The sequence below is a fragment of the Sulfuricurvum sp. genome, assembly GCF_041651515.1.
Taxonomy (GTDB): domain Bacteria; phylum Campylobacterota; class Campylobacteria; order Campylobacterales; family Sulfurimonadaceae; genus Sulfuricurvum.
This window is the reverse complement of record NZ_JBAZJF010000008.1, coordinates 41,220-67,471: the sequence shown is the minus strand read 5'-3', so window position 1 is coordinate 67,471 and position 26,252 is coordinate 41,220. Positions and strand designations below refer to the sequence as shown.

Annotated in this window: 20 protein-coding genes; 9 read left to right on the top strand and 11 right to left on the bottom strand. The window is 44.5% G+C overall.

The features are described 5' to 3' along the window. The 7 genes from WC407_RS12480 to amrS all read left to right on the top strand — a co-directional run bounded on the left by WC407_RS12480 (position 1) and on the right by amrS (position 5,580). Complete coding sequence (locus WC407_RS12480) at positions 1 to 885, top strand: efflux RND transporter periplasmic adaptor subunit (RefSeq protein ID WP_373022995.1); 885 nt, start codon at positions 1 to 3, stop codon at positions 883 to 885. Between the two features lie 32 nt (positions 886 to 917). Next, positions 918 to 1,718: a hypothetical protein gene (locus WC407_RS12475; protein ID WP_373022994.1), complete on the top strand. Its 801-nt coding sequence runs from the start codon at positions 918 to 920 to the stop codon at positions 1,716 to 1,718. 147 nt (positions 1,719 to 1,865) lie between these two features. Further along, complete coding sequence (locus WC407_RS12470) at positions 1,866 to 2,315, top strand: MarR family winged helix-turn-helix transcriptional regulator (RefSeq protein ID WP_373022993.1); 450 nt, start codon at positions 1,866 to 1,868, stop codon at positions 2,313 to 2,315. Between the two features lie 45 nt (positions 2,316 to 2,360). Continuing rightward, on the top strand, positions 2,361 to 3,068 hold the full coding sequence (locus WC407_RS12465) for a pirin family protein (RefSeq protein ID WP_373022992.1): 708 nt from the start codon (positions 2,361 to 2,363) through the stop codon (positions 3,066 to 3,068). Between the two features lie 30 nt (positions 3,069 to 3,098). Further along, a complete protein-coding gene (gene ygiD, locus WC407_RS12460) occupies positions 3,099 to 3,923 on the top strand; it encodes a 4,5-DOPA dioxygenase extradiol (protein ID WP_373022991.1) in 825 nt (274 codons plus the stop codon). A gap of 150 nt (positions 3,924 to 4,073) precedes the next feature. Continuing rightward, positions 4,074 to 4,523 (top strand): host attachment protein, encoded by a 450-nt coding sequence (locus WC407_RS12455; protein ID WP_373022990.1) that lies wholly within the window; start codon positions 4,074 to 4,076, stop codon positions 4,521 to 4,523. Positions 4,524 to 4,554: 31 nt separating this feature from the next. After that, positions 4,555 to 5,580 (top strand): AmmeMemoRadiSam system radical SAM enzyme, encoded by a 1,026-nt coding sequence (gene amrS / locus WC407_RS12450; RefSeq protein ID WP_373022989.1) that lies wholly within the window; start codon positions 4,555 to 4,557, stop codon positions 5,578 to 5,580. Positions 5,581 to 5,594: 14 nt separating this feature from the next. On the opposite strand, the gene WC407_RS12445 is transcribed toward amrS, so the two are convergent. The 4 genes from WC407_RS12445 to WC407_RS12430 all read right to left on the bottom strand — a co-directional run bounded on the left by WC407_RS12445 (position 5,595) and on the right by WC407_RS12430 (position 11,298). After that, the gene (locus WC407_RS12445; protein WP_373022988.1) at positions 5,595 to 6,134 is read right to left on the bottom strand and encodes an outer membrane protein; all 540 of its coding nucleotides are present in this window, start codon (positions 6,132 to 6,134) and stop codon (positions 5,595 to 5,597) included. Positions 6,135 to 6,233: 99 nt separating this feature from the next. After that, entirely contained in the window at positions 6,234 to 7,601 is a 1,368-nt protein-coding gene (locus tag WC407_RS12440) for a methyl-accepting chemotaxis protein (RefSeq protein ID WP_373023013.1), read from the bottom strand. Positions 7,602 to 7,695: 94 nt separating this feature from the next. Then, positions 7,696 to 8,565, bottom strand: coding sequence for a hypothetical protein (locus WC407_RS12435; protein WP_373022987.1), 870 nt, complete (start codon positions 8,563 to 8,565; stop codon positions 7,696 to 7,698). 135 nt (positions 8,566 to 8,700) lie between these two features. After that, complete coding sequence (locus WC407_RS12430) at positions 8,701 to 11,298, bottom strand: cation-translocating P-type ATPase (protein WP_373022986.1); 2,598 nt, start codon at positions 11,296 to 11,298, stop codon at positions 8,701 to 8,703. 119 nt (positions 11,299 to 11,417) lie between these two features. Here WC407_RS12430 and WC407_RS12425 point away from each other — a divergent pair, with 119 nt between their 5' ends. Then, on the top strand, positions 11,418 to 13,928 hold the full coding sequence (locus WC407_RS12425) for a cation-translocating P-type ATPase (protein WP_373022985.1): 2,511 nt from the start codon (positions 11,418 to 11,420) through the stop codon (positions 13,926 to 13,928). Between the two features lie 107 nt (positions 13,929 to 14,035). Further along, on the top strand, positions 14,036 to 15,823 hold the full coding sequence (locus WC407_RS12420) for an alpha-amylase family glycosyl hydrolase (protein WP_373022984.1): 1,788 nt from the start codon (positions 14,036 to 14,038) through the stop codon (positions 15,821 to 15,823). 17 nt (positions 15,824 to 15,840) lie between these two features. Here WC407_RS12420 and glgP read toward each other — a convergent pair whose 3' ends face one another. Genes glgP through WC407_RS12385 form a run of 7 tightly spaced genes read right to left on the bottom strand, consistent with a single transcriptional unit; the run spans position 15,841 to position 26,240 of the window. Further along, on the bottom strand, positions 15,841 to 17,484 hold the full coding sequence (glgP, locus tag WC407_RS12415; protein ID WP_373022983.1) for an alpha-glucan family phosphorylase: 1,644 nt from the start codon (positions 17,482 to 17,484) through the stop codon (positions 15,841 to 15,843). 37 nt (positions 17,485 to 17,521) lie between these two features. Beyond that, positions 17,522 to 19,465 carry a 1,4-alpha-glucan branching protein GlgB gene (gene glgB / locus WC407_RS12410; protein ID WP_373022981.1) on the bottom strand — a complete coding sequence of 648 codons (1,944 nt, stop codon included), beginning with the start codon at positions 19,463 to 19,465 and terminating at the stop codon, positions 17,522 to 17,524. Continuing rightward, entirely contained in the window at positions 19,462 to 20,940 is a 1,479-nt protein-coding gene (gene glgA, locus WC407_RS12405; RefSeq protein WP_373022980.1) for a glycogen synthase GlgA, read from the bottom strand. The genes glgB and glgA overlap by 4 nt, the downstream gene beginning before the upstream one ends. Further along, positions 20,933 to 21,769, bottom strand: coding sequence for an ROK family protein (locus WC407_RS12400; protein WP_373022979.1), 837 nt, complete (start codon positions 21,767 to 21,769; stop codon positions 20,933 to 20,935). The genes glgA and WC407_RS12400 overlap by 8 nt, the downstream gene beginning before the upstream one ends. Continuing rightward, positions 21,766 to 23,187 (bottom strand): glycogen synthase, encoded by a 1,422-nt coding sequence (locus tag WC407_RS12395; RefSeq protein ID WP_373022978.1) that lies wholly within the window; start codon positions 23,185 to 23,187, stop codon positions 21,766 to 21,768. Before WC407_RS12395 ends, WC407_RS12400 begins: the two co-directional genes overlap by 4 nt. Further along, positions 23,180 to 24,196, bottom strand: a complete 1,017-nt coding sequence (locus WC407_RS12390) for a UTP--glucose-1-phosphate uridylyltransferase (protein WP_373022977.1) — start codon at positions 24,194 to 24,196, stop codon at positions 23,180 to 23,182. The genes WC407_RS12395 and WC407_RS12390 overlap by 8 nt, the downstream gene beginning before the upstream one ends. After that, on the bottom strand, positions 24,189 to 26,240 hold the full coding sequence (locus WC407_RS12385; protein ID WP_373022976.1) for an alpha-amylase/4-alpha-glucanotransferase domain-containing protein: 2,052 nt from the start codon (positions 26,238 to 26,240) through the stop codon (positions 24,189 to 24,191). The genes WC407_RS12390 and WC407_RS12385 overlap by 8 nt, the downstream gene beginning before the upstream one ends. Positions 26,241 to 26,252: the final 12 nt, after the last annotated feature.

Here is a 26,252-nt window from a genome sequence, read left to right as displayed (position 1 = left end):
ATGAATAACAATAGCAAATTATCAAAGCTTTTACGCTTTGCCATCACTTTTTTAGTCCTTTCTTTGGCCGTCTTTTTAGGACTTATGTTGTGGGACAACTATATGAACAGTGCATGGACACGGGACGGCCGTGTCAGGGCGGATGTTGTCATGGTCGCTCCTGACGTCGGAGGATTGGTCAGCCGTGTCGCCGTTGTTGATAATCAGGAGGTGCACAAAGGAGACCTCCTTTATCAAATCGATGAAGTCCGGTTTCATCATGCTCTGCATGAAGCACAAGCGATTGCCCTGACCTGTAAAGCCGAATATGAGATGAAAAAGCACCAGTCCGCGCGACGAAATGCTGCGGATGACGAAATTGTATCCGCGGAAAATAGAGACGATGCCCTCTATGATGCTCAAATGGCTCGTGCCCGATACGAAGAAGCAATGACACAGGTCGAAACTGCACAACTCAATCTCGAACGCTCTTCCGTCCGAGCCCCTACCGACGGATGGGTCTCTAATCTCTTGCTGCGAAAAGGAGATTTTGTATCGGCGGGCGAAAAGAGAATGGCGCTCATTACCGGCAATTCGTTCTGGGTCTATGGATATTTTGAGGAGCACAAACTCTCGTTGATCCATCTCGGAGATAAAGCTGAAATGAAGATGCTAGGAACAAAATATACCCTAAAAGGACATGTTGAGAGTATTGCCAGGGGAATTTCTGACCGTGACAATGTGACGGATGGACGTCTTTTGGCAAACGTCAACCCAATCTTCACGTGGGTTCGTCTTGCTCAGCGTATTCCCGTTCGAATCCATATTGATGAAGTCCCGAAAGGGATGACCCTCTCTGCGGGAATGACCTGCTCGGTAAGTATTATTCCATCCAAATCAAACTAAGTGCTATAATTCCAAATAAAAAGGTTATTTATATGCGCTTACCTATATTGATACTGATGGTATTTCTTATTACCGGATGTGCGCCGAAACCCGTAGTGCAGGCCCCTGCTCATTGTCTTACCAGTGCGCAGTTAAGTGCTTACAGTTATGATTATCTTTCACGTGTCGCAGCCCTTATGCGTTCCGATGCCCGAAGCATGGATGATTTCAACACGTTCATCGTAGCCACCAAAGGGACGGTAAATAATTATGCCGACGTTATCCAATCGAGTGTTTATCTGAGTAATGTCGTACGGTTTTTACCTATCCCCTATGCGGGTGAGGTGTGTAATGTTACGAAGATTGTTTCCAATACCGTACTTCATCTCAACAGTGCCGGTGTAGCACTTGACCGCTACAAAAAAAGCAGCAGCTCTTTTTTAGCGGCATTTGATAAACTCAATCGAAACACAGCGACTCCTGCAGAATTGTCTAAACTCTCCGTCTATGCCGACAGTACGGTGATGACAGATGCGCGAGAGCTTCAAACCGCATTGCATAAAATCTCCGTTTCCACTGCAGCGATGGCTATGACCGCACAAAGTGTCTCCAATGCACTTGAAACAACAGGCGGTTATTTAAATCAAGCTAAAAACTTAGTCGGAGTACAAGCTGAGGCTAAAGATAAAACGCAAGTCAATGCGAGTCGAGATACCTTCAATTCACGACTTGCCCTACTCAATCAAAAAATCAGTTCCCTCGAAAACAGTGCAGACACCCATAGACACAATATTGGTAAAGCCCGTACCTATGCAGAACTGGCCTTACAAATCGATAACCAACTCCAGAACTAATATCTACTTACCGCTCCATTTTTTTTACGATGATGGTAGAGCTCCATCATCCGTAAAAATTTCTATTATGGCTCCCCTCATTTTAAAACCCATTGACATTTAATACTAGTTAGTAGTATTATTCTCCATCTGTATGGAGGAGGATCTATGAAACGGGTAAAAAGCTACGGAAAACATGAAGACATCGTATTGCGTGCGCATATTGAGCTTTCAAGATCTCTTATTAAAATACGCGCTAAAGAAATCGCATGGTTGGCAGATCGGGATTTAACCCTACCCCAGTTTGGAATATTGGAATCTCTCTATCATTTGGGGAAACTGAGTGTAAGTCAAATTACAAAATTGACTCTAAGTACCCCAGGAAACATGACCGTCATCGTTAAGAATCTGCAATCCAAAGGGCTGATCAGTGCCCTCTGCTCAGAGGAAGATCGTCGTATTAAAATTCTTGAGATTACCGATGAAGGGGCTAAGATTATGGAATCTATATTTAAATACCATGTAAAGAATCTTACAAGCTGGTATGACAAAGCACTGAGTGAAGAAGAGATAAAAGTGCTTTCACTCTTATTACGCAAATTAGAAAAAGCACAATAAAAAAATTTACCCATATAGTACTAATTAGTAATTAAAGGAGAATTCATGTCATGTAAAATTCATAGAGCCGCCGAGCGCGGCATAGCAGAACACGGTTGGCTCCATAGCCGTTTTAGTTATTCATTTGCCGAGTATCGTAATCTCAATCGTATGGGGTTTGGTGCGTTGCGTGTTATCAATGACGATGTCATTGAAGCAGGAAGCGGATTTGGGATGCATCCCCATCAAAACATGGAGATTATCTCTATTGTGACGAAAGGTACTCTGGAGCATAAAGACTCTGCAGGAAACCACGGCATCATCCATGCGGGAGAAATACAGTACATGAGCGCAGGGAAAGGAGTATATCACTCGGAGTATGCGGGGGTAGATGAATCTGCGGCATTGTTTCAAATATGGATTCATCCTAATCAGAAAGGGGGAGAGCCTCTCTATGATCAACGGAGCTTTATCCACCACGATAAAACCAATAAATGGATCATACTTGTCAGCCAAGACGGACGTGAAGATTCCATCACCATTAAACAAGATGCCGCTATTTATTCTGCTGAAGTTGAAATAGGCAATACGATATCCGTTCCCCCTGTCCAAACAAATCACGGACGATTAGTGTTCGTCATCGAAGGAAAAATAGAAATTAACGGCAATCTACTTGAAGCACGAGATGAGATTCAAATCACAGACAAGGAGGAATACACCCTTTTAGCTCTAAATGAGTCAAAGGTTTTATTATTTGACGTGCCTATGCACTAACACCACACCCATATATTAAGAGCCAATATCATGAATCGCCGTCACTTTTTAGCATTATTGGCAGCACTAAGCGCTTACGGCGCAGAAGAAAGGAACATCCCAATGCGTCAGAGCGCCCTCTTTATCAGTCACGGTTCACCAATGAATAGTATCGAGGATAACCCTTATACCCGAAGTTTAAAACAGCTCGGGTCTACCCTATCCAAACCCAAAGCGATTCTTGTCCTCTCCGCCCATTGGGCAACGAACGGTTCGGTGGTTTCGGTAGTGGATAAACCCGAAACCATCCATGACTTTTTCGGGTTTCCGGATGAGCTGTATACGATTAATTACGATGCCGAGGGAGAGATCGCCGCAGCTTTATTGCTCTCAGAATTGGCTCATACTAAAATTGACCGACGGCATGGTTTTGATCACGGTGTGTGGTCGGTACTTGTTCACCTTTTCCCCAAACACGATGTCCCTGTTTTTCAGCTTTCGATTGATATGAGTAAACCGGGAGAATGGCATTATGCACTCGGAAAAACACTATCTATTCTGCGCGATCAGGGGATAATGATCATCGGAAGCGGCAATGTTACCCATAACCTTGGCGATATCGATTGGAATACCGATGCACCTGTCGCATTATGGGCAAAAGAGTTTGACGATGCATTTGCATCCGCTCTCACGAATGATCGACAAGCCCTTATAGATTTTGATCTTCCACACTTTAAACATGCCCACCCAAGTATAGAGCATTATCTTCCGATCCTCCCCATTTTGGGATCGCAAAATGAGGATGAGACTCTTAGTACGATTTACGAAGGATTTCAGCACGGGACACTTTCGATGCGATGTTTTCAGATTGGATAAAATACAGACGTATCGGCAAGTATAGGATATAGCACTCAGCAGGATACTCAGTAATAGTTTTTTTTTGGTACAATCTATTAACTGGAGAGACAAAAAAAGAGCTGTAAAGTCCAGAGTTTGCTGGCCAGTTACTATATAAAAGGAGTTAATATGTCATCAACACTTATTATTGTCGCTGATCTGCAGCGTTTTAAACTCTTTTCCCCTAAAAAGGATCCGGTTGGAAGAGAATCGGTTGGACTTATTGAGAGTATCGATACACTCGATTTCCATCAGCGTTTGAATGAAAAAGTCTCTGACCAGCAAGGACATTTTAGGGGGGTAGGTGCCGGTCAGGGTGTAATCGGTAGTGGTTCTGGAGAAGATCATAATATCGAATTGGAAGAAGAGCATCGCCGTATCAAAGAGATCGCTGCGCAAATTTCCAGTGCCTTGCAAAACCATCCTCATGAGAACTGGTATTTTGCCGCACCCAAAGCGATCAACAATCAGATCGTCGAATTGCTGAATTCGGCAGCTAAAAGCAGTATGACGGTCAATCTTCATTCTGATTTAACAAACACTCCCGACGATCAATTATTGAAGCATTTTACGAAATAAAACGGATAAGACTTTTTGTAAAGGAGTCACTATGTCATCACCAGCATGGCTTTCCAAAAAGCTCGACGATGGCCGGATTGCATGCGAGGCATGCAATCAGCACTGTACCCTTACCGAGGGGGAATACGGCATATGCGGTATTCGACAAGTCATAAACGGTGAACTTCTCCTTTTGACGTATGGGATAGCGGCGGCGGTCAATGTTGATCCGATCGAAAAAAAACCGATGTTTCATTTCTTGCCCAAATCGAAAGTATTCTCCTTCGGGACGGTCGGATGCAATTTTTCGTGTCAATTTTGTCAAAATGCCGATATCTCCCAATACCCCAAAGAACACCATCATGAAATCATTGGAAGTAAGCTTTCACCGCGCAGAGCTGTCGAGCTGGCTTTGGAATATGAGTGTAGCAGTATTGCCTACACCTACAACGAGCCGGTGGTATTTTTCGAATACACCTATGATACTGCCAAACTTGCCCACGAAGCAGGCTTAAAAAACATCTACGTCACCAGTGGCTATGAGACCCATAAAGCGATCGATACGATTGCACCGTTTTTGGATGGGATGAATATTGATATTAAAGGATATAGCCAATCCTTTTACAAAGATATCTGCGGTGCCTCACTCAAACCCGTACTTGATACGATCGAATACGCCCACAAAAAAGGGATATGGATTGAGACCACCACTCTACTCATCCCGGGTTATAATGACTCTGATGAAGAGATACGCTCTATTGCACGTTTTCAAGCCAACCTTGACCCGTATATGCCATGGCACATAAGTGCCTTTCATCCGATGTATAAAATGGTTAATATCCCTCGCACCCCACCTGAAACGCTTCGAAGAGCGTATGAAATAGGTAAAGAAGAAGGGCTTAAATATCTCTATGTCGGCAATATTGATGACAATGCACGCGAATCTACCTATTGTCCCTCATGCACAAAACTGCTCATCAATCGCCATGGTAACATCGGGCAATATGTCACCAACGACTTAGTCAACCTTAACAGCTGCCCTTACTGCGGTACTGTGATTGCAGGAGTATGGAAATAACGCATTGCAGCGATTTATTCTGAAGATTTTTCTGTTATTGTTTTTTGGCCAAATGCGTAATTGAGGCCTAACATATAAAGCAAATTTAAATCCCAATTTGCTTTGTTGTATTTCAGCATCTCCAAAGCTTCAATCTTTAATGAAATTTGATCTGTCAAACCGATTTTGAGCCCTGCTCCCGCATCTGCAAAGGGGCTGTTATGGTTATCCAAATAATGATCACTCATGATTTCATATCCAATACCCCCTTTCATAAACGGGGTTAACCTATTGATATGGTGAAATTCATACACACCGTGCAGTACCAATCGAGATATATCTACGTCATCTCTATCATCCCTACGATCCGTGTCACTGTACAGAAACAACAGTTCAGGCTTAATCGGCGTATTAACCTCGTTAAACTGCAGTTGTACACCCGTTACCGTATGATCTCTAAGTTCCTGATCATGATTGGGAAAGGTATAACCTAGGACAGGGGTAATTTCGTATTTATAGTCACTACCGCTTAACAACGATGTGGCAAGAAAAGCTAAAAAAGCTAATTTTTTCATTATGTGATTCTTTTTGTAAAAATTGCTACTGTTTGAAGTATCACATATTTATTATCAAATTATCATCCAACATTAAAACTAATCTTCTTTATATAGGGCTTAGGCCCGAAACCGCCCGAGATTTTCATTCAGCCCTTCAGCTACTCGATGCAAAAGCTCCGTTGTTGTCGCGATCTCTTCGACACTTCGGGTATTGGCACGGGAGAATTCGGTAATCATTGAGAGTCTGTGAGCAATCCCTTCCACCTCTTTTGTACTGGCATCGGACTCATTCATCAGTTTTTGGATTGCGTCGGTCGTCCTCTGTACTACGGCTGCGGTTTGATCGATTTTTTCCCCAACCACCTGCGATTTTTTCCCTACTTTTTCTATATTTTTCGCATTTTGCCCCATCTGTATCGACGCTTCTTCGATGGATGCCACAATCATCGTAATGGTTGCATCGGTCTGAGTCAGACTCCCTTGTGTCCGCTCCGCCAATTTACGCACTTCGTCGGCAACTACAGCAAACCCACGCCCATGTTCACCGGCGCGTGCCGCCTCAATAGCAGCATTGAGAGCAAGAAGGTTGGTTTGGTCGGCAATGTCACCGATAACCGAAAGGACTTCACGAATTTGACGTGCATTACTGGTCAACTCATGCAGTTTAACGGCAAATTCTGCTTCGGTTTCAACGCTCTCATTCACCATGTCGATCATCGACACAAGTTCTTTTTGCGAATCCCGGAGTGTTTCTGCGGCTTCAAGTACCTCCGCAGAGGTCTCTTCGTTCTCTTTTTTGGAACGGACAAGATGTGTGATCACCTGTTCAACACTCTGATAAATTCCATCAATCTGAACCGATTCATCTTCCATGCGGCGTCCGATAGCCAGAGAGGTTTGCGACAGTTCGGTTGCGACCGACGCATTCTCTTCGGCGGCACGCTTGGCATTTTGAACCATCGTCTGGGTGGCACCGATAAATGCGTTGATCGATTCGGCGGCCTTTGAGGGTTCATCGTTCCCTTTGATATTAAGCCGCTTGGTCAAATCGCCGTTGCCGCTTGCCAATTCTTGCGCCATCTTCTGCATACTCCCCAGCTTCCCGCCAATAGAACGTTGTATCGCAAACAATCCCGCTCCAATGAGGAGAATCAACACCATAATCGCCGCTGTCTTTTCGATGACAATCTGCCAAAACTCATCGTTCACGTCATCTACATAAACACCACTGCCAATAATCCATCCCCATGCCGGGAATCCACGTACAAACGTCAATTTCGGCAGAGGTGCCTCGCTGCCGGGTTTGGGCCACATGTATGACACATACCCCTCTTTATCCTTTTTGGCCACTTGAACAAATTCGACAAAGAGATGTTTTCCCTCAGGATCTTTGATGTTGGAGAGATCCGTGTTATCGAGTGCCGGTTTGATCGGGTGCATCACCCCTCGGACTTTATCATCGAGAACGTAGCAACACTCTTTTATGGGCTGTAATTGCTATTTTTACACTATAGATGTTTTATCCCCTTGCATCTTATGAGTGCGTATCAGTTATGAATATATATCGGTATCAGAGATATTACTCGTCCCCTTCGTGCTTCTTACGGCTGACGAAGTTTAATACTGCCATAGAGATAATCAAAATTCCGACTCCGCTGATGAGGTAAAAGGCGTAGTTCATATTGCGGATATCATCGATCGCCACTTTGAACACCACCATCAACGATTCAATCGAAAGTGCGATAATGATCGAAGTAAGAAATTTAGTCAATGTTTTGTATTCAGTCCCCTCTTCTGGGGTCAAGGAACGGTAGAATACCTCTTGTTCCAAGATCGTTTTCGCCAAATCATAAATAGCAATCGCAAGGGTAATGCCGATGATCGATTTAAACACATGCTGTAATGTCTCGTCACCGAAACTCATGAGCGCTTTCACAAATCCGATCAATCCGTAGACACCGAGGAACAATGCCAGTAATACAAGCCCCCCTCCCAGCAGCGCATATACCGAAACAGAAAGTTTTGAGATCAGACGGTTGCTGTCAATGAGATGCATTTTACTCAGGACCCCAACCACATCAAGATCAAATACGGCGATGCTTCCATCCGAATATTTACGAGCAACGGAGACTTTCGGCTGACCGCTGTTGGCACAGATGTAAGGGTTGGAGATATAGTTCCCTTTATCATCAAACTGTATACGGTTGATGAAATAAGAACGATCGCTCCCTTTTAATGACGTATCATGACCGCTACGGCGCCATGTAGGGGTAATCTGTTTCCCTGAAACATTTATCAAGTACATGTCACTCAGACAAGGGAGCCGTTTAAAAAAATTCTTGACTTGTCCCTCATCTAAATCCTGATGGGGAGTATCACTGATAGTGCTCAGTAAAAACCCCTCAACGGCATCCCTATTATCGCGGTATATCTGCATCATCTGTTTCATGTACTGTGGTTCCGATCTAAAAAGTTTTTTAGTGTACCTAAATCGCCGATGCGAAGTCAAAAAAGAACATAGCGCGCTACCCTTTTTCTCTCAAAATGTATCATTAGGGTTCATACGTGTATTATTTGAGCCAAATCAATGCTTGAAAAAATAATGAACCACCCTTTTACGAGCCTCTTCGGCAAACAATACAATGAACGTAACCGCTATGACTGCCCACCAATAGATCGGATCAAACGGATAGGTTCCGAAAATATGGGCTAATGGCGTAACAAAAATAAGGATACCCAACAAGACCAATTCAGCCGCTACACCGATCCAGTAAAAGCGGTTACTCCAAACTCCTATCGAAAATACAGAATCTTTTCTACTGCGGCACGAAAGACCGTTACCGATCTGGGCAAATACAATTGCGGCAAAGGTCAAGGTGGTCGCTTGAAGATACAACGGATCACTCCATGACAAGGATTCCCCTCTCCAGCCGTGAGCATTGAGATAGAACCAAAAAAGTCCCATAGACAACGCCGCACTCAACAGTCCCAAAAATCCAAAAGCTCTTAGATAAACGCCCAGTGTAAGGATGTGCTCTTTTCGACTTCGTGGACCTTCATTCATCAGCCCCTTATGTGGCAACTCGGCACCTAAAGCCATCCCAGGGACGATATCAGTTCCCAAATCGATCGCCAATACAAGTGGAACCGGTAGGGCCAAAGGGAGTCCCATAGCGAAAAAGAAGATATAAGGAACTGCTTCAGGAAGATTGCTAGAGAGCATATAGGTGATAAAGCGGCGTATATTTTCATAGACCGTTCTCCCCTCTTCTATCGCTTTGACAATCGTCGCAAAATGATCATCCATCAATACCGCATCTGCCGATTGTTTTGCCACATCCGTTCCTGACCCCATGGCGATACCCACATCGGCTTTTTTCAAAGCCGGAGCATCGTTTACCCCGTCTCCCGTTACGGCTACCGTATCTCCCATATCTTTTAGCAAAGTAACTAATGAGAGTTTCTGCTCCGGTGAAACTCGGGCAAATACATGATTTTTACGCAACAACCGCTTGATGGCAGAGGGGGGGAGTTTATCGAAGTCTTCCCCCGTCGTAACCTCAGTGACCTTGGTAATAATCCCGGCATTCACTCCGATCGCTCCGGCGGTTAGGGGATGGTCTCCCGTAATCATCAGCAACCGAATCCCCGCCTTATGACACAACTCGACCGCCGCAATAATATCGTCGCGTAAAGGGTCCACCATCGCAATAAAGCCAATAAAGCTCAGAGCACTTTCAGCCTCTTGCCGCGATGTCGGCAATACATCAGAGTTACGTGAAGCAAATCCGATCACCCGATATCCAAGCGCTGCCATTGCGTCATGTTTTTCGATCAGTTTTTGATGTTCATCTTGTGTAATCTCTTTTTTGCCGTTTGCCGTATAGACCTCATCACATAAGGTAAGGATCACTTCCGGAGCCCCTTTACAAAAAACAGAGAAACCTTTTTGAGCAGAGTGAACCGTGCTCATTCGCTTTAGGTGATAATCAAACGGATACTCACTCACCATCTGACGCTCGCTACGCCGCTTGAGTACATCGGTATATCTGCTTGAAAAGCTAAATAGAGCCTGCTCTATCGGATCTCCGGTAGTTGCATCGGCACGGTTGCACAACAGCGCCGCATCCAGCAGTTCTTGAGAGGGATCTTGTTTTTCCTCTTCGGCCCATGCGGCAACTTCCATTTTGTTTTGGGTGATCGTTCCGGTTTTATCGGTCGCTATTACGGTCACCGCACCCAAATTTTCGATGACGCCTAGACCGTTAACTAAAAACCCTTTGGAAGCCATCCGCTGCGCGCCGTATGCCAATGAGAGGGTCACCGTCGGCAATAGCCCCTCAGGAATCAATGCGACCAATACGCCGAGTGAAAATAAAAAGGTTTTCCATAACTCATTTTCTCCAAACCCCGAGAGAACGATCAAACTTCCTGCAATTGCTAACGAGGTAAAGGCTATCACTTTAGAAATATGGGCAATCTCTTTTTGCAAATGACTCACACCCGATTCCACACTCTGTGTCAAAGCGGCAATAGTTCCGTATCGGCTCTCTTTGCCGGTAGCAAATACCAAGCCCCTTCCCTCACCTTTAACGACATACGTCCCGGAATAGAGGATATTCTTCGTATTATCACTCCCCACGCTATCGGCCGAAACGAGTTCGCTCTCTCCGCTTAGGGTGCTCTCATTAATCCATACATCCGATGCATGAATCAGATACATATCGGCAGGTACTTTATCCCCCTCTTCAAGTAATACAATATCACCGGGGACCAGTTCACTTGCCAAAATAAGACTCTCTGCCCCATCACGCGATACCCGTACTTTTAAAGGGAGCATGTTACGTAATGCCTCCAGACTTTTTTCAGTACGATACTCCTGATAAAAGCCGAATCCTCCGTTCAACACGATCACAATAACAATAGCCCATCCGATGGGAAGCATATTTGATGCCGGCTCGATCCAAGCACTCACAAAACTGATTGCCGCCGCAGCCCACAGTAAAAGGGCAAAAAAATGGGTAAATTGGGCAGCTAATTTAGAATACCACGGGGTAGTAGCGATGGCAGGAAGAGTATTAAATCCGTGCTGACGTTGTCGTGTTGAGACTTCAGCAGCACTCAGCCCTTTATCAGATGTCTCGAATGTCGAAAATAGTTCCGGAATTGTCATCGTTTTCATTCTTTTCCTCTGTTATGTATGGGTTTAAAGAATAATGAATTTCACCTATTTTACCTCATAATTTTATTATTATGCTATTATTTATAATTATCTATCATTCAATTTTAAGTGAACATATTATGATCACAGAAAGTGCATTAAGCGGGTTAACTAGTGATGAAGTCTTAGGCAAACGAAATCAGTATGGCTTCAATGTATTACCGGGTACCCTTCCAAAAACACTCCCCTATATTATTTTAGACGTCATTAAAGAACCGATGTTTTTAATGTTACTGGTAGCCGGAAGTATTTATCTGGCATTAGGCGATCGTGCAGAAGCTCTGTTTTTACTGGCTTTCGTATTGGTGGTCATCGGTATCACATTGGTACAAGAGCATAAAACGCAGCGTGCATTGGAATCATTACGTGATCTCTCTGCACCGCGTGCATTGGTAAGACGTAATGGAGTCGAAATTCGCATTGCCGGTCGAGAGGTCGTTCCGGGGGATCTGCTGGTTTTGCATGAAGGGGATCGCATTGCCGCCGATGCACTGCTGGTTGAGGGGCAATTGTCCGTTGATGAATCCCTCTTAACCGGAGAGGCGGTCCCGATCAATAAACTTCCGTATGCAACGTCTCTCTTATATGCCAGTACCGTAGTTACCAAAGGGTTTGGATACGCCATAGTACAAACCACTGGAATCGATACGGCAATCGGCCATATAGGGCAGACGTTGGCAGAAACCGATGAAATCCCCTCAGGATTGCAGCAAGCGTCACGTTCCCTGATCCGCAATTTAAGCCTCATTGCCATAGGGCTTGCACTTGCATTGATTTTTATCAATTGGCTGTGGAATGACAAGACGGTATTGGAAAGCCTCCTCTCCGGTATTACGCTGGCAATGGCAACCCTGCCCGAAGAGATTCCTGTCATTCTAACCGTGTTTTTGGCCCTTGGCGCATGGCGTATGACGAAAATAAAAGTCCTCACCCGCCGCATATCTGCGGTAGAAGCTTTGGGGGCTATTACGATTCTCGCCGTGGACAAAACCGGAACCTTGACCCAAAATCGTATGCAAATTGCCGAACTGTCCGTAGAAAATAGCTCATACATCGCACACCAAGAAAACGAATTACCCGAAATGTTTCACCCATTGATCGAATTTGCCATGTTGGCAACCCCGGCTGATCCTTTTGACCCTATGGAAAAAGCTATCCAAAATTTCGGACATACAAAGCTAAACGGAACCGAGCACCTGCATGATGAATGCAGCCCCGAGTTTCAGTATGATCTTTCCCCTGATATTATGGCCATGACACAGATATACTCCGATATCAATCCATCACTGCATCTGCTGGCGACAAAAGGATCTCCTGAAGCGGTCGCGGATTTGTGCCATTTATCAACCCTCCAGTTGCAAGAAATTGAACACCGTGTTGAAACTATGGCTGCACGTGGTCTGCGCGTACTGGGAGTAGCAAAAGGGGAACTGCAAGCAAGCAGCATAAGTCCCCATTGGCCAAAAAGTCAACATGATTTTGACTTTACATTTCTCGGACTCATTGGGTTTATAGACCCTCCACGACCCGAAGTCTCCGATGCAATTTATGAATGCAAAAATGCCGGTATACGGATCATTATGCTCACAGGCGATCATCCGGCTACCGCACGTGCTATTGCAAAGGAAGTTAACCTATCCGAGTATGCAGATATCATTACCGGTGATGAGATTTCCCATCTGAGTGATGACAATTTACTCTATAGGCTTCGGAATACGGATGTATGTGCGCGGATGCAACCCGAACAAAAGCTACGTCTGGTGCAACTGCTGCAAAAAAATGGAAATGTTGTGGCGATGACGGGTGACGGAGTAAACGACGCACCGGCACTCAAAGCTGCCGATGTCGGAATCGCCATGGGAGAGAGGGGTACGGATGTCGCACGTGAAGCGGCTGCAATTGTACTCTTGGATGATAGTTTTACCAGTATTGTTGCTGCCATCCGACAGGGGAGAACGATTTACGACAATATTACCAAGGCGACTCGTTTTGTATTCGCCGTCCATATTCCGATAATCGCGCTAACACTTCTCCCTGCACTGCTGCACTGGCCCGTAATACTGCAACCCGTACATATTGTATTGCTCCAACTGCTGATCGATCCGGCCTGTGCCATTGTTTTTGAAGCGGAAATTGCCGGACAAAATATTATGAACCGTCTGCCGCGCCGTCTGAATGCAAGCCCTTTTACCCTAAAGAACATTGGATTTGCGCTGGTTCAGGGAATGGGAATTGCCCTCATCTTACTCGTCGGATATACAATCCTTCACGATAGGGGATGGATAATGAGTAATATTCGAATCACCCTGTTTACAGCTCTTATCGCTGCCATTTTTCTATTGGTTCTTGTCAACAGCGATTTTTCCCGCTTCAAACAATCGGCTCAATTACGCATAAATCCCATGATGATTTACATGTTCGGAGGGGTGAGTTTCCTCCTCAGTGCAATGTTATTGATTCCATTTTTTCGGGATCTATTGGGGTTTTCATCCATTACCCTACTCCCGATCTGCGCGGCTGTGATACTCTTGATAATATGCGTGATATGGTTAATCATATCCCAAAGGCTAAGCAAGCGTTGGCTTATTTAGAATACCATACTATTTAATATTATAGTTATATAGATTCACTATTACATAAAAAATGATGTATTCGATACAATCTAGTCATACATCTTAATTAAAAGAAGAATTAAGCCATGAGTGATGAAACTGCAATCAAGGGAATGGGATCGATTCTACACACTCAGGGAGTTGCCTTCCGCGTGTGGGCACCCCATGCACAACACGTATCCGTTATCGGATCATTCAACGAATGGGATGGCAAGAAGCACCCGATGCTCTCGGAGGAAAATGGGTATTGGTATGCAAATGTGGCTGAAGCTCATACAGGTGATGAATATCTGTTTCTCCTCTCTACACAAAACGGTGAGTTCAAGCGGATCGACCCGTATGCCCGTGAAGTGACAAGTTCCGTCGGAAACGCCATTGTTCATGATACACGTTTTGACTGGGATGGGGACGATTTTAGTATCGCGGCGTGGAATGAACTTGTCATCTATGAGTTGCATGTCGGAACATTCAATGATCAAGAAAATGTTAAGCATAAAGGTGAGTTTTCATCGGTATCCGAGCGTCTGGGACATTTGCAAAAACTCGGTATCAATGCGATTCAGATTATGCCCATAGGTGAGTTTGCGGGAGAACGCTCATGGGGGTATAACCCTGCCCAAATTTTTTCCGTAGATCGTGATTACGGAGGTCCATTGGCGTTCAAACAATTTATCAAGCGAGCCCATAAAGCGGGTATTGCGGTGATACTTGATGTTGTGTACAACCACCTTGGTCCCAGCGACCTTGATCTGTGGCAGTTTGACGGTTGGAGCGAAAACGGCCGCGGTGGAATCTATTTTTACAACGATGATCGCTCAATCACCCCATGGGGAGATACTAGACCCGATTACGGGCGGGGAGAGGTCCGTCAATACCTCTTGGATAACGCTATGATGTGGTTCGAGGAGTACCATGTAGATGGTATCCGCTTCGACTGCACTCAGTTTATTCGTATGGTAAACGATTCCGATAAGCGCGATATTCCTGAGGGGTGGAGTCTGCTCCAGTGGATCAATAGCCAGATTGCACAGAAATTTCCAGGTTGTATTACAATCGCTGAGGATCTTCAAAATAATCGATGGATCACTAAAGAAGTGGGAGCCGGCGGTGCCGGATTCGCCTCTCAGTGGGATGCTATGTTTGTCCATCCTATACGTCAAGCAGTGGTAACGCCTCAAGATGAGCAGCGATCACTCGGCGCAATACGTGATGCCATCTTATACCGCTATAACGATGATGCCTTTGATCGGGTTATTTACAGCGAGTCACATGACGAGGTTGCAAACGGTCATGCCCGTGTACCGCAAGAGATCAACCCGAATGATCCCAAAGGGTGGTACGCGCAGAAACGCTCAACATTGGCCGCTGCAATGGTCTTTACCTCCCCCGGTATCCCAATGATTTTCCAAGGTCAAGAGTTCTTAGAGGGGGGATGGTTTCGTGATACGGTTCCTGTTGATTGGGATCAATGTGCTGAGTTTCACGGTATCGTGCGATTGTATCGGGATCTCATAGGGTTACGCTCCAACCGTGAGGGGTTCACACGTGGTCTGTGCGGGCAATTTACTCAAGTCTATCACATGAATAATGAGCACAAAGTTATTGCATATCATCGCTGGGACAAAGGGGGAGCGGGGGACGACGTTGTTATCGTTGCAAACTTCTCACATGAGGAACAAGAAAATTATGTTATTGGTTTTCCGAGTGAGGGATATTGGAAGCTCCGTTTTAACAGCGATTGGGGAGGGTATAACGATGATTTTGGCAATTTTCTGAGTACCGATATCCTCACCGACCAAGGAGAGTGCGACGGACTCCCCTGTTATGCTTCAGTTTCTATCGGCTCTTACAGCGTAGTGATTTTTTCACAATAAACACTTATTATAGAAAATTAGATGTTATACATTTTCATGTAATAATCATGTACCATACGCCCAGAATCAAACGCGGGGATAACATGCGCCATCGCATTTTTCATCATCTGTGTCCACTGTTCCTGTTTATCATAATACATCGGGATAATCTGATTTTCGAGTAAATCCATCATATTTCTATTATCTTCAGCATCCTGAAGCTCAATCGGCTGGCTATGGTCGATCGGAGGGATCGTAAAGGAGTTGATCGTATGTTTGGCAAACTCAGGGTGCCATCCGTCATCCGTAGAGAAGTGGATGGAACCATTCATACTCGCAGTCATACCACTTGTCCCACTTGCTTCACGTGAGACACGTGGGGTGTTAAGCCATATATCAGATCCTTTTTTAAGCATCCGAGAGAGATCGAGCTCGTATCCGACCAATACTGCCATATTCGGGTAATCGTGACTGATATGGATTAGTTCGTTAAAAACATTGATTGCGTTGGTATCAAAAGGATAAGGTTTTCCTGCCCATATAATTTGAATCGGTTTGTCTTTACGCTGAAGAAGCTTTTTAAATCGTGCAAAATCATGTTTGATGAGTCCGGGACGTTTGTACTCAGCAAAACGACGTGCCCAGACAATCGTCAACACGTCGGGATCAAACATTTTTCCTGTTTGATCAGCCACCACAGCAAATAGCTCCCGCTTAAGATGTTTTTTACGGCTAATGATCTGATAATCCTCGTGATCATCCAATGCAGCAAGCAAATCTTTATCGGTCCAAAAACGGCGGTTTTGTGCATTGGTAACATGAATAATTTCGGAACGTCCCTCACAATCTTTCCACATGCGGTTCGCTACCTCTCCATGAAATTTGGAAACACCGTTAGTAATTTTTGAGGAACGCAATGCCCCTACCGTAAGATTAAAGTTTTGCTCGTTTTCCATCTTCATAATGGAACGAACCGTCTCTATCTGCAAACCGTTGAAAAAACCGAATTTATGAAGCAAACCAATATCATGCTGTTCATTTCCGGCATCTTCAGGAGTATGGGTTGTAAAAACAACCCGTTTTTTTACTTCGTCCATATTACAGTATTTATCGTACAGCTCGAAAACCAGCGGTAAAGCGTGCCCCTCATTCATGTGATATATTTCGATCGTTTGCTTAAGTGCTTCAAGAACTTTAACTCCACCTATTCCCAAAACAATCTCTTGAGAAATTCTGGTCTCTTCATTAGCATCGTAAAGTTTGTGGGTAATCGTTCGGGCTAAAAAATCGTTTTCGGGAATATCGGTAGAGAGGAGAATTAACGGTGCCGAGGTGAAAATATCGGGTGAGAGATAAAATGCTTTGATATAAACATCTTGAGAATGGATACTCACTTTCGCCTGAATTCCTAAATCTTTGAGAAAATAGTAGTGCTTTCGGACGAATTCAGCTTTTAGAGTGCGATCTGGGCTGCGTGTTTGGTCGTAATAACCGAAGCTCCACAAAATACCGACACCAATTATATTTTGGTGAAGGTCATAAGCACTCCGCATGTGTGAACCGGCTAAAAAACCAAGTCCACCTGAGTAAATTTTAAGCCCTTGATGGATAGCGAATTCCATTGAAAAATAGGCGACACTTTTTGTATATTTCGAGTCAAATTCGTAATCGTGCAAAATCATAGCTGCCTCACTTTTTTCATGTGTTTCATTACTTTACCTACAAATCCTTAACGATTTGTTTCAGATAAAGTACTCCAAGCGGAGGAAGCGTCAGGGTGATGGAAAACTCTCGTCCATGCATCGACTGTTTAACCGCTTGAAATGCACCTGTATTGCCTATATTCCACCCCGCATAGAAATGTGATTGGGAGTTAAAGATCTCAACATATTCTCCCTCATATGGAACACCAAGTGGAAAATTCTCCCTCGTTTCATCAGAAAAATTGCACACGACATAAACATTTTCGCTCGGGTTATCGCTTTTACGTATAAAACTGAGACAATTTCGGCTGTAGTCATGATCATCGATCCACTCAAACCCTTCTCGTTTTTCATCATACAGATGCAATGCTCTCTCTTTTGAATACAGGGCATTCAAATCCGAAACCATCTTTTGTAACCCGTGATGAAGAGGTAAATCGAGCAAATGCCAATCCAGAGAACGCTCAAAATTCCACTCAGCAAACTGGGCAATCTCGCCCCCCATAAAGAGGAGTTTTTTCCCGGGATGCGCCATCATATATGCAAATAATCCACGTAAATTAGCAAATTTTTGATTTACATCTCCGGGCATTTTGTTGATAAGAGAGCCTTTCATATGAACGACCTCATCGTGACTCAGAGGAAGCATAAAGTTCTCATCAAATCCATACCACATACTAAAAGTGAGCTGATTGTGGTGGTGCTGACGAAAGAGCGGATCATAGCTCATATATTTGAGCGAATCGTGCATCCATCCCATATTCCATTTGAATCCAAACCCAAGTCCCCCGACATCCACTGGACGGGTCACCATCGGATAGGCGGTTGACTCTTCAGCGATCATCAATATATCGGAGAACTCACCATAAAGGCTGATGTTGAGTTTTTTCAAAAACTCTACGGCTTCGAGATTAATATCCCCGCCGTATTTGTTAGGGATCCACTCTCCCTCTTTACGAGCGTAATTGAGATAGAGCATTGATGCCACTGCATCGACACGAATACCGTCAATATGATACTTATCCAACCAAAACATTGCTGAGCTGATCAAAAAGGACTGTACTTCATTGCGTCCGTAGTTAAAAATGATACTTCCCCACTCAGGATGATACCCTTGTCGCGGATCTTCATGCTCATACAGTGCCGTTCCATCAAAGTTGATAAGACCGTGCATATCAACGGCGAAATGAGACGGTACCCAGTCCATTATAACTCCGATGCCGTTTTGATGCAATGTATCGATCAGATACATCAAATCCTGCGGTGTACCGAATCGTGCGGTAGCGGCAAAATATCCCACCACCTGATATCCCCATGAGCCGAAAAACGGATACTCGGTAAGCGGCATAAACTCGACATGGGTATAGTTCATCTCTTTTAGATACGCGACCAACTCCACGGCAAGCTCACGGTAGGTGAGAAAACGGTTATCCTCTTCAACTTTGCGTCTCCATGAGCCTACATGCATCTCATAGACACTGATCGGTGCATCATGGGCATTATTCTGATAGCGTGACTTCATCCATGATTCATCACTCCAGCCGTAGCTTTCCAAACTCCACACACGTGATGCCGATTTTGGAGGCATTTCGGCATAATAACCGAACGGATCACTTTTATCATGGACGATATTATGAAATTTAGAAACGATGTGGTATTTGTAGGTAAGCCCCTGCTCTACCCCTGCAATAAATCCTTCCCAAATTCCCGAGTCATCATCACGCAATTTCAGCGGGTGGGACTCCGTGTGATAATCATTGAAATCGCCTCGAACGCTCACATACGCTGCATTGGGTGCCCACACCGCAAAATAGACCCCAGCAACCCCATGATACTGCATAGGATGGGAACCAAGTTTTTCATAGAGCTTCGTATGATTGCCTTGTTTAAACAGATAGATATCCAGTTCACTCAACAAGGATAGCTCATACGTTATAGGGTTATGTTGGATAATCGTCATTCTCCTCTTCTCCCCGCTTTAATCTGATAATAAAGTGCTTCATACTCTTTGGCGGCATGGTACCAGTCAAATCGACTCTCCATAGCATTATGTTGCATCTGCTTAAACCCTTCTCGATCATTGTACCACGTATGAACTGCCCAACCGACGGTATTAATCAGGGCATTCGGTGTAGCGTCGTAAAATTTAAATCCCGTACCATGATTGCTGTCATTATGATAGTTTTCGATCGTATCATCCAATCCTCCCGTTGCGCGAACGATCGGTAATGTTCCGTATCGTAGAGAGTAAATTTGATTCAATCCGCACGGCTCGAAGAGTGAGGGCATCAAAAACAGATCGCTTCCCGCTTCAATTTGGTGTGCAAGATCGTTTCGGTATCCGATATAGCAGCGGAACTTGTCAGGATAACGTCCGGCAATGTCGCTGAAAAAATACTCCGCCCACTTCTCTCCTGCTCCAAGGAGGACAATTTGTATCTCCATATGCATCAGAGCGTGGATAGCATGAACAATCAGCTCAATCCCCTTTTGCTCTGCCAATCTCCCCACCAATCCAATGAGTGGGACATCGTCACGTTCAGGAAGTCCAAACGTGTTCTGCAGCGCTTTTTTACACACTGCTTTCCCCTCCATAGAATCCAAATCAAAAGTTTGGGCGATAAACGGATCGACGGCTGGACTCCACTCCTCATAATCAACACCGTTAAGGATACCGTGCAGTTTGAACGAATAATTATTAATGAGATTCTCCATCCCCCATCCAAACTCCGATGTCCGTATCTCTTGTGCATATTTACGGCTCACCGTACTGATGGCATCGGCGTGCACGATTCCCCCCTTGAGAAGATTTATGCCGTCACACTCCTCGACCTCATTGGCATTAAAATGATCCCATCCAATATCAAGTACATCCATAGCTCCCTTATGAAAGTGCCCCTGATGCTGTAGGTTATGGATAGTGAGGAGTGATCCTGTATAGGCAAAATCGCTATCATAGGGATAGTGGATATTAAGCATCAACGGTATCGTGGCAGTATGCCAATCGTTCGCGTGAATCACATCGGGATGGAAATGGAGTTTTTTGGCGAGTTGCATCACTGCGCGGGAGAAAAAGATAAAACGGGTGTCATTATCGAGGTAGCTAAAGCCGTTTTCTTCATACAATCCACCCCGTCCGAAGAATCCCTCATGGTCGATAAAATAGACGCTAACATCGGTTCCGGGAAGGAGCCCCTCATAAACACCTGCCCATATCTCCCCCATAGCACCCATCGGGACGCCAAGAGCACCTTCCATGAGTTTAAGAGCGTATTTCTCTCGATCGACGATGTAGTAGCGTGGCATAACTATACGTATATCATGTCCGAGTGCACGAAGAGCCTTAGGCAATGCTCCGGCAACATCGGCCAAACCGCCGCTTTTGGCGAACGGAACCACCTCTGATGCGGCAAATAAAATACGCAATTTATCCATTATGGTTCTCCAATAATTTCGCACCCATTAACGGAGCATTCTCTAACACACTTGTCTCGATCCGAAGCCCTTGCAATGCAGGTGAGAGGGCATAATTTTTAAGTTTATTGTTCAACAGTGTAGCTAAATAGGGATTTTGTTCTATTACCCCTCCTCCTAAAACCAAAATTTCAGGATTTCCGAGTGTCACCAATACCCCAGCGGCATGGAGAAATGCCTCTTCAAATTCTTCTGCCACCAAAGCATCATTTATTGAGCCTTTTAACTCAGCTAAAACTGGTGATGCTTTACTCCCGTAATATTCCAGCCATTTAGCCATCCCAGAACCGGATGCATAAAGTTCGAGACAGTTACTTCGCCCGCAACCGCACACCAAAGGTGAGGGTTTATAGGGTATGTGACCGATCTCGTAAGCCATATTTTTAGCCCCTCTCACCAACATCCCATGGTCGATCACTGCCGCACCAATCCCTGTTCCGACATAAAGAGCGGCAATCTGCTCTGATTTCCAGTACGCCGCTTCGGCACGCAAGGCACAGTTGAGATCATTGTCGATAAGGAGCGGAATGCCGCATCGTCTCTCGATCTCTAAAGCAATTTCATATTTATCAATATTAATATTAGGAGCGGAGATAATAACCCCATTATCAACCTGACCCGCATACGAAATACCGATAAAATCGATTTGAGGATGGAGGGCAATTTGTTGTTCGATAAAAGCAACCAAAGCTATCGAATTAGAATCGATACATTCTCGAATAATATCGCCATCACCCTCAATCTCACTACGAAGATGGGTTCCGCCGATATCGATGAAGAGCTTTTTCACTTGATGAGTCGTTTATAGATTTTAATATACTCTTTGGCACTCTCTGACCATGAATAATCACACTTCATGTTGTGATTGACAATCGATTCGAAGAATTTTTTATCGCTGTAAAGTTCACACGATTTTTTGACGGCCGAGAGGAGAGAACGCGATGTTGGTGTGCTAAAGATGAGTCCAAATCCTGATGGGCTTTGTTCATCAAAGGATTCGTATTTTTTGACTGTATCGACCAATCCACCGACATGACTTACCACAGGAACGGCACCGTAAGCGTAGGCGATCATTTGGTTAAGTCCGCACGGCTCAAACAGGGATGGCATCAGTAAAAAATCCCCCGCCGCATACATACGGTGTGAGAGAGCTTCATCGTATCCCGAAGTGAGGACGATATTACCGTATTGCTCACTAATCGCGCTTAGTGAATCAGAATACGATTCGTCACCTTCACCAAGTAATGCTATATTACACTCCAATTCGGCTATTTTCGGTAGTGTCTCGACTAATAGGTCGATCCCCTTTTGGTGGGCAAATCGGCCAATAAAGACAAAAAGCGGTTTTGTAGCTCCTTTGAGACCTAGAGCTTTTAGAAGATCGATTTTGGAAGCTTTTTTCCCTTTGGCATTACTGTAACACTCAACAAGCGCTTTATCATTAACGGGAGAAAAGTGTTCCGAATCAATCCCGTTTAGTATCCCATGAAGTTTGCGTTTATGAACCGACAAGAACCCTTCTAACCCGCATCCGAATTCGGAAGTTAAAATCTCTTTGGCATAGGTTGGGCTCACCGTCGTAATCGAATCGGCGAAGGCAATCCCCGCTTTCATAAAATTTACTTGGTTGTAAAATTCCAGAGCTTCCATCGTATAGTAGCGTTCATCAATACCGATCTGAGACAGTACCGATGGATTAAATGAGCCTTGATAAGCAAGATTATGAATCGTATAAAGGGTCTTTGTCGTAATAGAAGGATCTTCTTTGACCAACAAAGTGACCAATGCACACTGCCAATCATTGAGATGGACAATTGGGTATTGCTCTCGTCGTAGCATTTCAGCTATTGCATAGGAAAAAAGCCCGAAACGAAGTCCATTATCCTCATATCCAGCCTCAGGAGGACCGTAGATAAACTCCCGATCACACAACAACGGCGAATAGACAAAGCGATACTCTATCTCCTCATAACGGGTTGCGTAGAGCTGAATATCATAAGATACTCCCCCCATAACCACTTCAAACGACTCAATCTTCTTTATTTTAAAACCTTTACGGTCAATCGCACCGTAAAGCGGCAGTACAACGCAGACGTGGTACGTTTCATTCAACGCTCTTGGAAGCGAATGGGAAACATCCGCCAATCCTCCGGTTTTTACAAATGGGTACACTTCGCTTGATGCGAACAACAGACGCCCTTTATTCATGGTTGCTCTCCCGTAATAATTTTGCCGCTAACTCCGGCGAAACCGGATTGATGAGGATATCCGTCGTATTCTCGAATCCCCCGTGTCGATAAAGTCTGGGCATGATGCGAATCGTAAAACGGCATATTTCCGAAGAGTCGATATCGTCATTCAATGAAGGTGTCGATATCCATAGATTAAAATGGAATATCCCCAATTGCCTTTTTAAGCGCTTAAAAGTTGATACAAGTAATGAGGCAATACTCTCTACCTCCTCAGAACTTAATGTATCGATTTGACCTGTTTTAGTGATCGAGCTGATCATTACTTCAAACGGATAACCGCTAGCATAGGGGCAAAAAGAGGTGAAATTTCCTACTTTTTCAATAATTCTACTTTGAGTCTCCTCTTCATGAGAGAGGATCGATTCCATCAAAGCTTGAGAGGTTGTATGATAATACTCCCATGAGCGACGAAAAAGTTCATGAATGCTCTTTGGGATAATAGGAAGACCGATAAGCTGTGTATGGCAATGGCTCATCGTTGCACCTGCGTTTTTACCCTCATTTTTAAAGAGTGAAATATAAACGATTCGGTGGTCATGTCGTAAATCGCTTACCCGTTGGCTGAGGGTTTTTAGCCAGACAATCACATCTTCTTCACCCCACTCACACATCGATGTTTTGTGCACCGGAGTATCGATGATCACTTCATGGGCACCAAACCCTTCCCAATGTTCAAACAGTCCACAATGGTGATTCGGAGGAGTTTCGATCTGCACCGCTTTAAAAAGGTTGGGAACGACACGAGTCTTCCACCCCTTATCATTAGGGAAACTTCTCTCGTTGCGAAGTGCATATATCTCAGGAGGTGTCATTGACTCGTTCCCCTCACAAAAAGGGCATGGCTCACTTGAATACGGTTCAGGAGTAACCTTCTCAAATGATTCAGTATCATCGGGATGTCGAAGCCGCTCAGGTGCGATAATCACATGGATATCATGCAGTCGGTCGTACCGAATTTCAGACATTGGTTATCTCCATTGACCCCTTAAGACTAAAGGCACTCTCGAAACGGATACTCATCGCCAAACTAATCCCCTGCACGGTTAAATCAAATCCCTGTTCGCTCTGAGAGAGTGTTTTAAGTTTGAAATAACGCAAAGTACACGGCTGATCAAGGTTAAACGTTATCATTTTACCTAAAACAGCGTCTCTTAGCTCGATTCTTTCACACGACTCTATCTCCCCTTCTTCCAAAACAGCCATCCCGTTTATCCACACCTCATCGGCATCGGAAAAATGGAAATTGTGCTCTAAACAATAAAGCAGTTGTCCCACTCTCTCACCTGAAAATTTTATCTCGAAATCGACTCCGTTAGGTTTCAGTGTATAGTTTTTTTCTAATGATGCATCTGATTTTTCAGGGAAGTAAAGACCGCCTTGACGTGAAAAAGTAATTTTATTTTGATCAAACTGTGTTTCAAAAGGTTGATTGGTAAAATCACCGTATTCGGTAAAATTACAATGGCGGAAACGATTAACGTTGAAACTCTCATCACTGATATGGTCGATAAACGAATTTTTGAGATACCAGTCATAAATAATCGCATCACGAAGACTATCATCAATCTCTGCCATTGCGGTGTGGATTGTATCAATCCCATCCTCCGCCGGGGTCTCGTCTTCGCATAAGCTCTCATGCAAAATAGGTTCTAATACCCGTTGATGATAGGACTCCCTGCGACGGGTAAGGGTATTTTGGTAGTTAAAACAGCTCTCTCTTATATCCAATTCGACCAGCTGTCCTCCACAACCGCTATCAAATCGCCAAATCAATTCAGGAGTAATCACTTTAATCTTCTCGTAACCATCGAGTTCGTTGTTGTACGATTCTATACTATTGCAAGATCCGTATCGGATATTTTCGCACTCTATAAGATAGTGATATGAAGTATCCCGCAGATTAGGGAGATACAATCCGCCAAATACCCCATGCCAAAGCGAATCATTGGTTTGAAGTTTATAGAGAGCATTGTCGAAATCCTCGCGATTGATACCTTCCCGCTGCGCAGAGAGTTCCAGCATCCGTTTGTGGATACGGTTACTTTCCGGGTATTTGACAAAAAAGTTCTTCCAAATCCCCCCTTTGAGAAACTTTACCCCTTCTCGTTCATATCGATCAAACCCCATCTCCTGCTTGAACCGCTCCAGTGCGTGAGCATCATCGGCGCGCAAACTCCACTCCCCCATCTCATAATACGATACATTGGGGAGGTAGGTAATTCCACGCGGTTTTTCGGCACGATAGTATTCTCCGAAATGTCGTGTCTCAATCGTCTCATCCGCCAAGACCGCTTCGACAAACTTCTCCAACCACCCTTTTTCATAGACCCACGTATAGGTTCCAGGCCACATACCGAACTTTTCGGCATCGTCGAAGATAATAGCGGCAGAGTTTTTCTCCCGCGTGTAGCTTTTGATCGCATCCAAAGCTTTCTCGACACGCATAAACGGCACTGCGTAGCGAAGCTTTTTGCTGATAGGAAAGAGTGCAATTTGTTCTCCACCCTCTTCGCTGAGGTAATAACCGTCCAATATCGCTTCATCAAACCCGGCACATTGAAAGTGGTAATCATCCATCACCGTGTACTCAATACCGCCCTTTACCAAATCTGGGATAAGGGCGGATTCCCATACCCGCTCAGTGAGCCATAGTCCTTTGGGGGTTTGCTTGAATCGACTCGAAATAGAGTCATTGAGTCGGTTGATCTGTGCTAAGCGATCACGAGAAGGAATAACACTCAAAATCGGTTCATAATACCCCGCACTGAAAAACTCGATACTCCCCGCTTTAGAAAGTTTTTGGATCTGTTTATAAAGCTTTGGATCACGCAATTCGATCTGCTCCATCAGCCATCCGCTGCAGTGAACGCTGAAACGAAACGAGGGATAGCGGCTCATCACCTCAAAAAAAGGTTTGTAACAAACCGCTATCGCATGTTCAATCACCCAGTCGAAGTTATCCACCGGCTGATGCATGTGTATACCAAATAAAAGTGCTGTTTTTGACATCGCTATCTCCTT

Excerpts from the sequence above, each read along its gene's own strand:
- ygiD (WP_373022991.1), top strand. The coding sequence starts at position 3,099 with ATGAATCGCCGTCACTTTTTAGCATTATTGGCAGCACTAAGCGCTTAC.
- WC407_RS12470 (WP_373022993.1), top strand. The coding sequence starts at position 1,866 with ATGAAACGGGTAAAAAGCTACGGAAAACATGAAGACATCGTATTGCGT.
- WC407_RS12430 (WP_373022986.1), bottom strand. The coding sequence starts at position 11,298 with ATGAAAACGATGACAATTCCGGAACTATTTTCGACATTCGAGACATCT.
- glgB (WP_373022981.1), bottom strand. The coding sequence starts at position 19,465 with ATGACGATTATCCAACATAACCCTATAACGTATGAGCTATCCTTGTTG.
- WC407_RS12395 (WP_373022978.1), bottom strand. The coding sequence starts at position 23,187 with ATGAATAAAGGGCGTCTGTTGTTCGCATCAAGCGAAGTGTACCCATTT.
- WC407_RS12475 (WP_373022994.1), top strand. The coding sequence starts at position 918 with ATGCGCTTACCTATATTGATACTGATGGTATTTCTTATTACCGGATGT.
- WC407_RS12465 (WP_373022992.1), top strand. The coding sequence starts at position 2,361 with ATGTCATGTAAAATTCATAGAGCCGCCGAGCGCGGCATAGCAGAACAC.
- amrS (WP_373022989.1), top strand. The coding sequence starts at position 4,555 with ATGTCATCACCAGCATGGCTTTCCAAAAAGCTCGACGATGGCCGGATT.
- WC407_RS12480 (WP_373022995.1), top strand. The coding sequence starts at position 1 with ATGAATAACAATAGCAAATTATCAAAGCTTTTACGCTTTGCCATCACT.
- WC407_RS12425 (WP_373022985.1), top strand. The coding sequence starts at position 11,418 with ATGATCACAGAAAGTGCATTAAGCGGGTTAACTAGTGATGAAGTCTTA.
- WC407_RS12385 (WP_373022976.1), bottom strand. The coding sequence starts at position 26,240 with ATGTCAAAAACAGCACTTTTATTTGGTATACACATGCATCAGCCGGTG.
- WC407_RS12445 (WP_373022988.1), bottom strand. The coding sequence starts at position 6,134 with ATGAAAAAATTAGCTTTTTTAGCTTTTCTTGCCACATCGTTGTTAAGC.
- WC407_RS12435 (WP_373022987.1), bottom strand. The coding sequence starts at position 8,565 with ATGAAACAGATGATGCAGATATACCGCGATAATAGGGATGCCGTTGAG.
- glgP (WP_373022983.1), bottom strand. The coding sequence starts at position 17,484 with ATGATTTTGCACGATTACGAATTTGACTCGAAATATACAAAAAGTGTC.
- glgA (WP_373022980.1), bottom strand. The coding sequence starts at position 20,940 with ATGGATAAATTGCGTATTTTATTTGCCGCATCAGAGGTGGTTCCGTTC.
- WC407_RS12455 (WP_373022990.1), top strand. The coding sequence starts at position 4,074 with ATGTCATCAACACTTATTATTGTCGCTGATCTGCAGCGTTTTAAACTC.
- WC407_RS12420 (WP_373022984.1), top strand. The coding sequence starts at position 14,036 with ATGAGTGATGAAACTGCAATCAAGGGAATGGGATCGATTCTACACACT.
- WC407_RS12390 (WP_373022977.1), bottom strand. The coding sequence starts at position 24,196 with ATGTCTGAAATTCGGTACGACCGACTGCATGATATCCATGTGATTATC.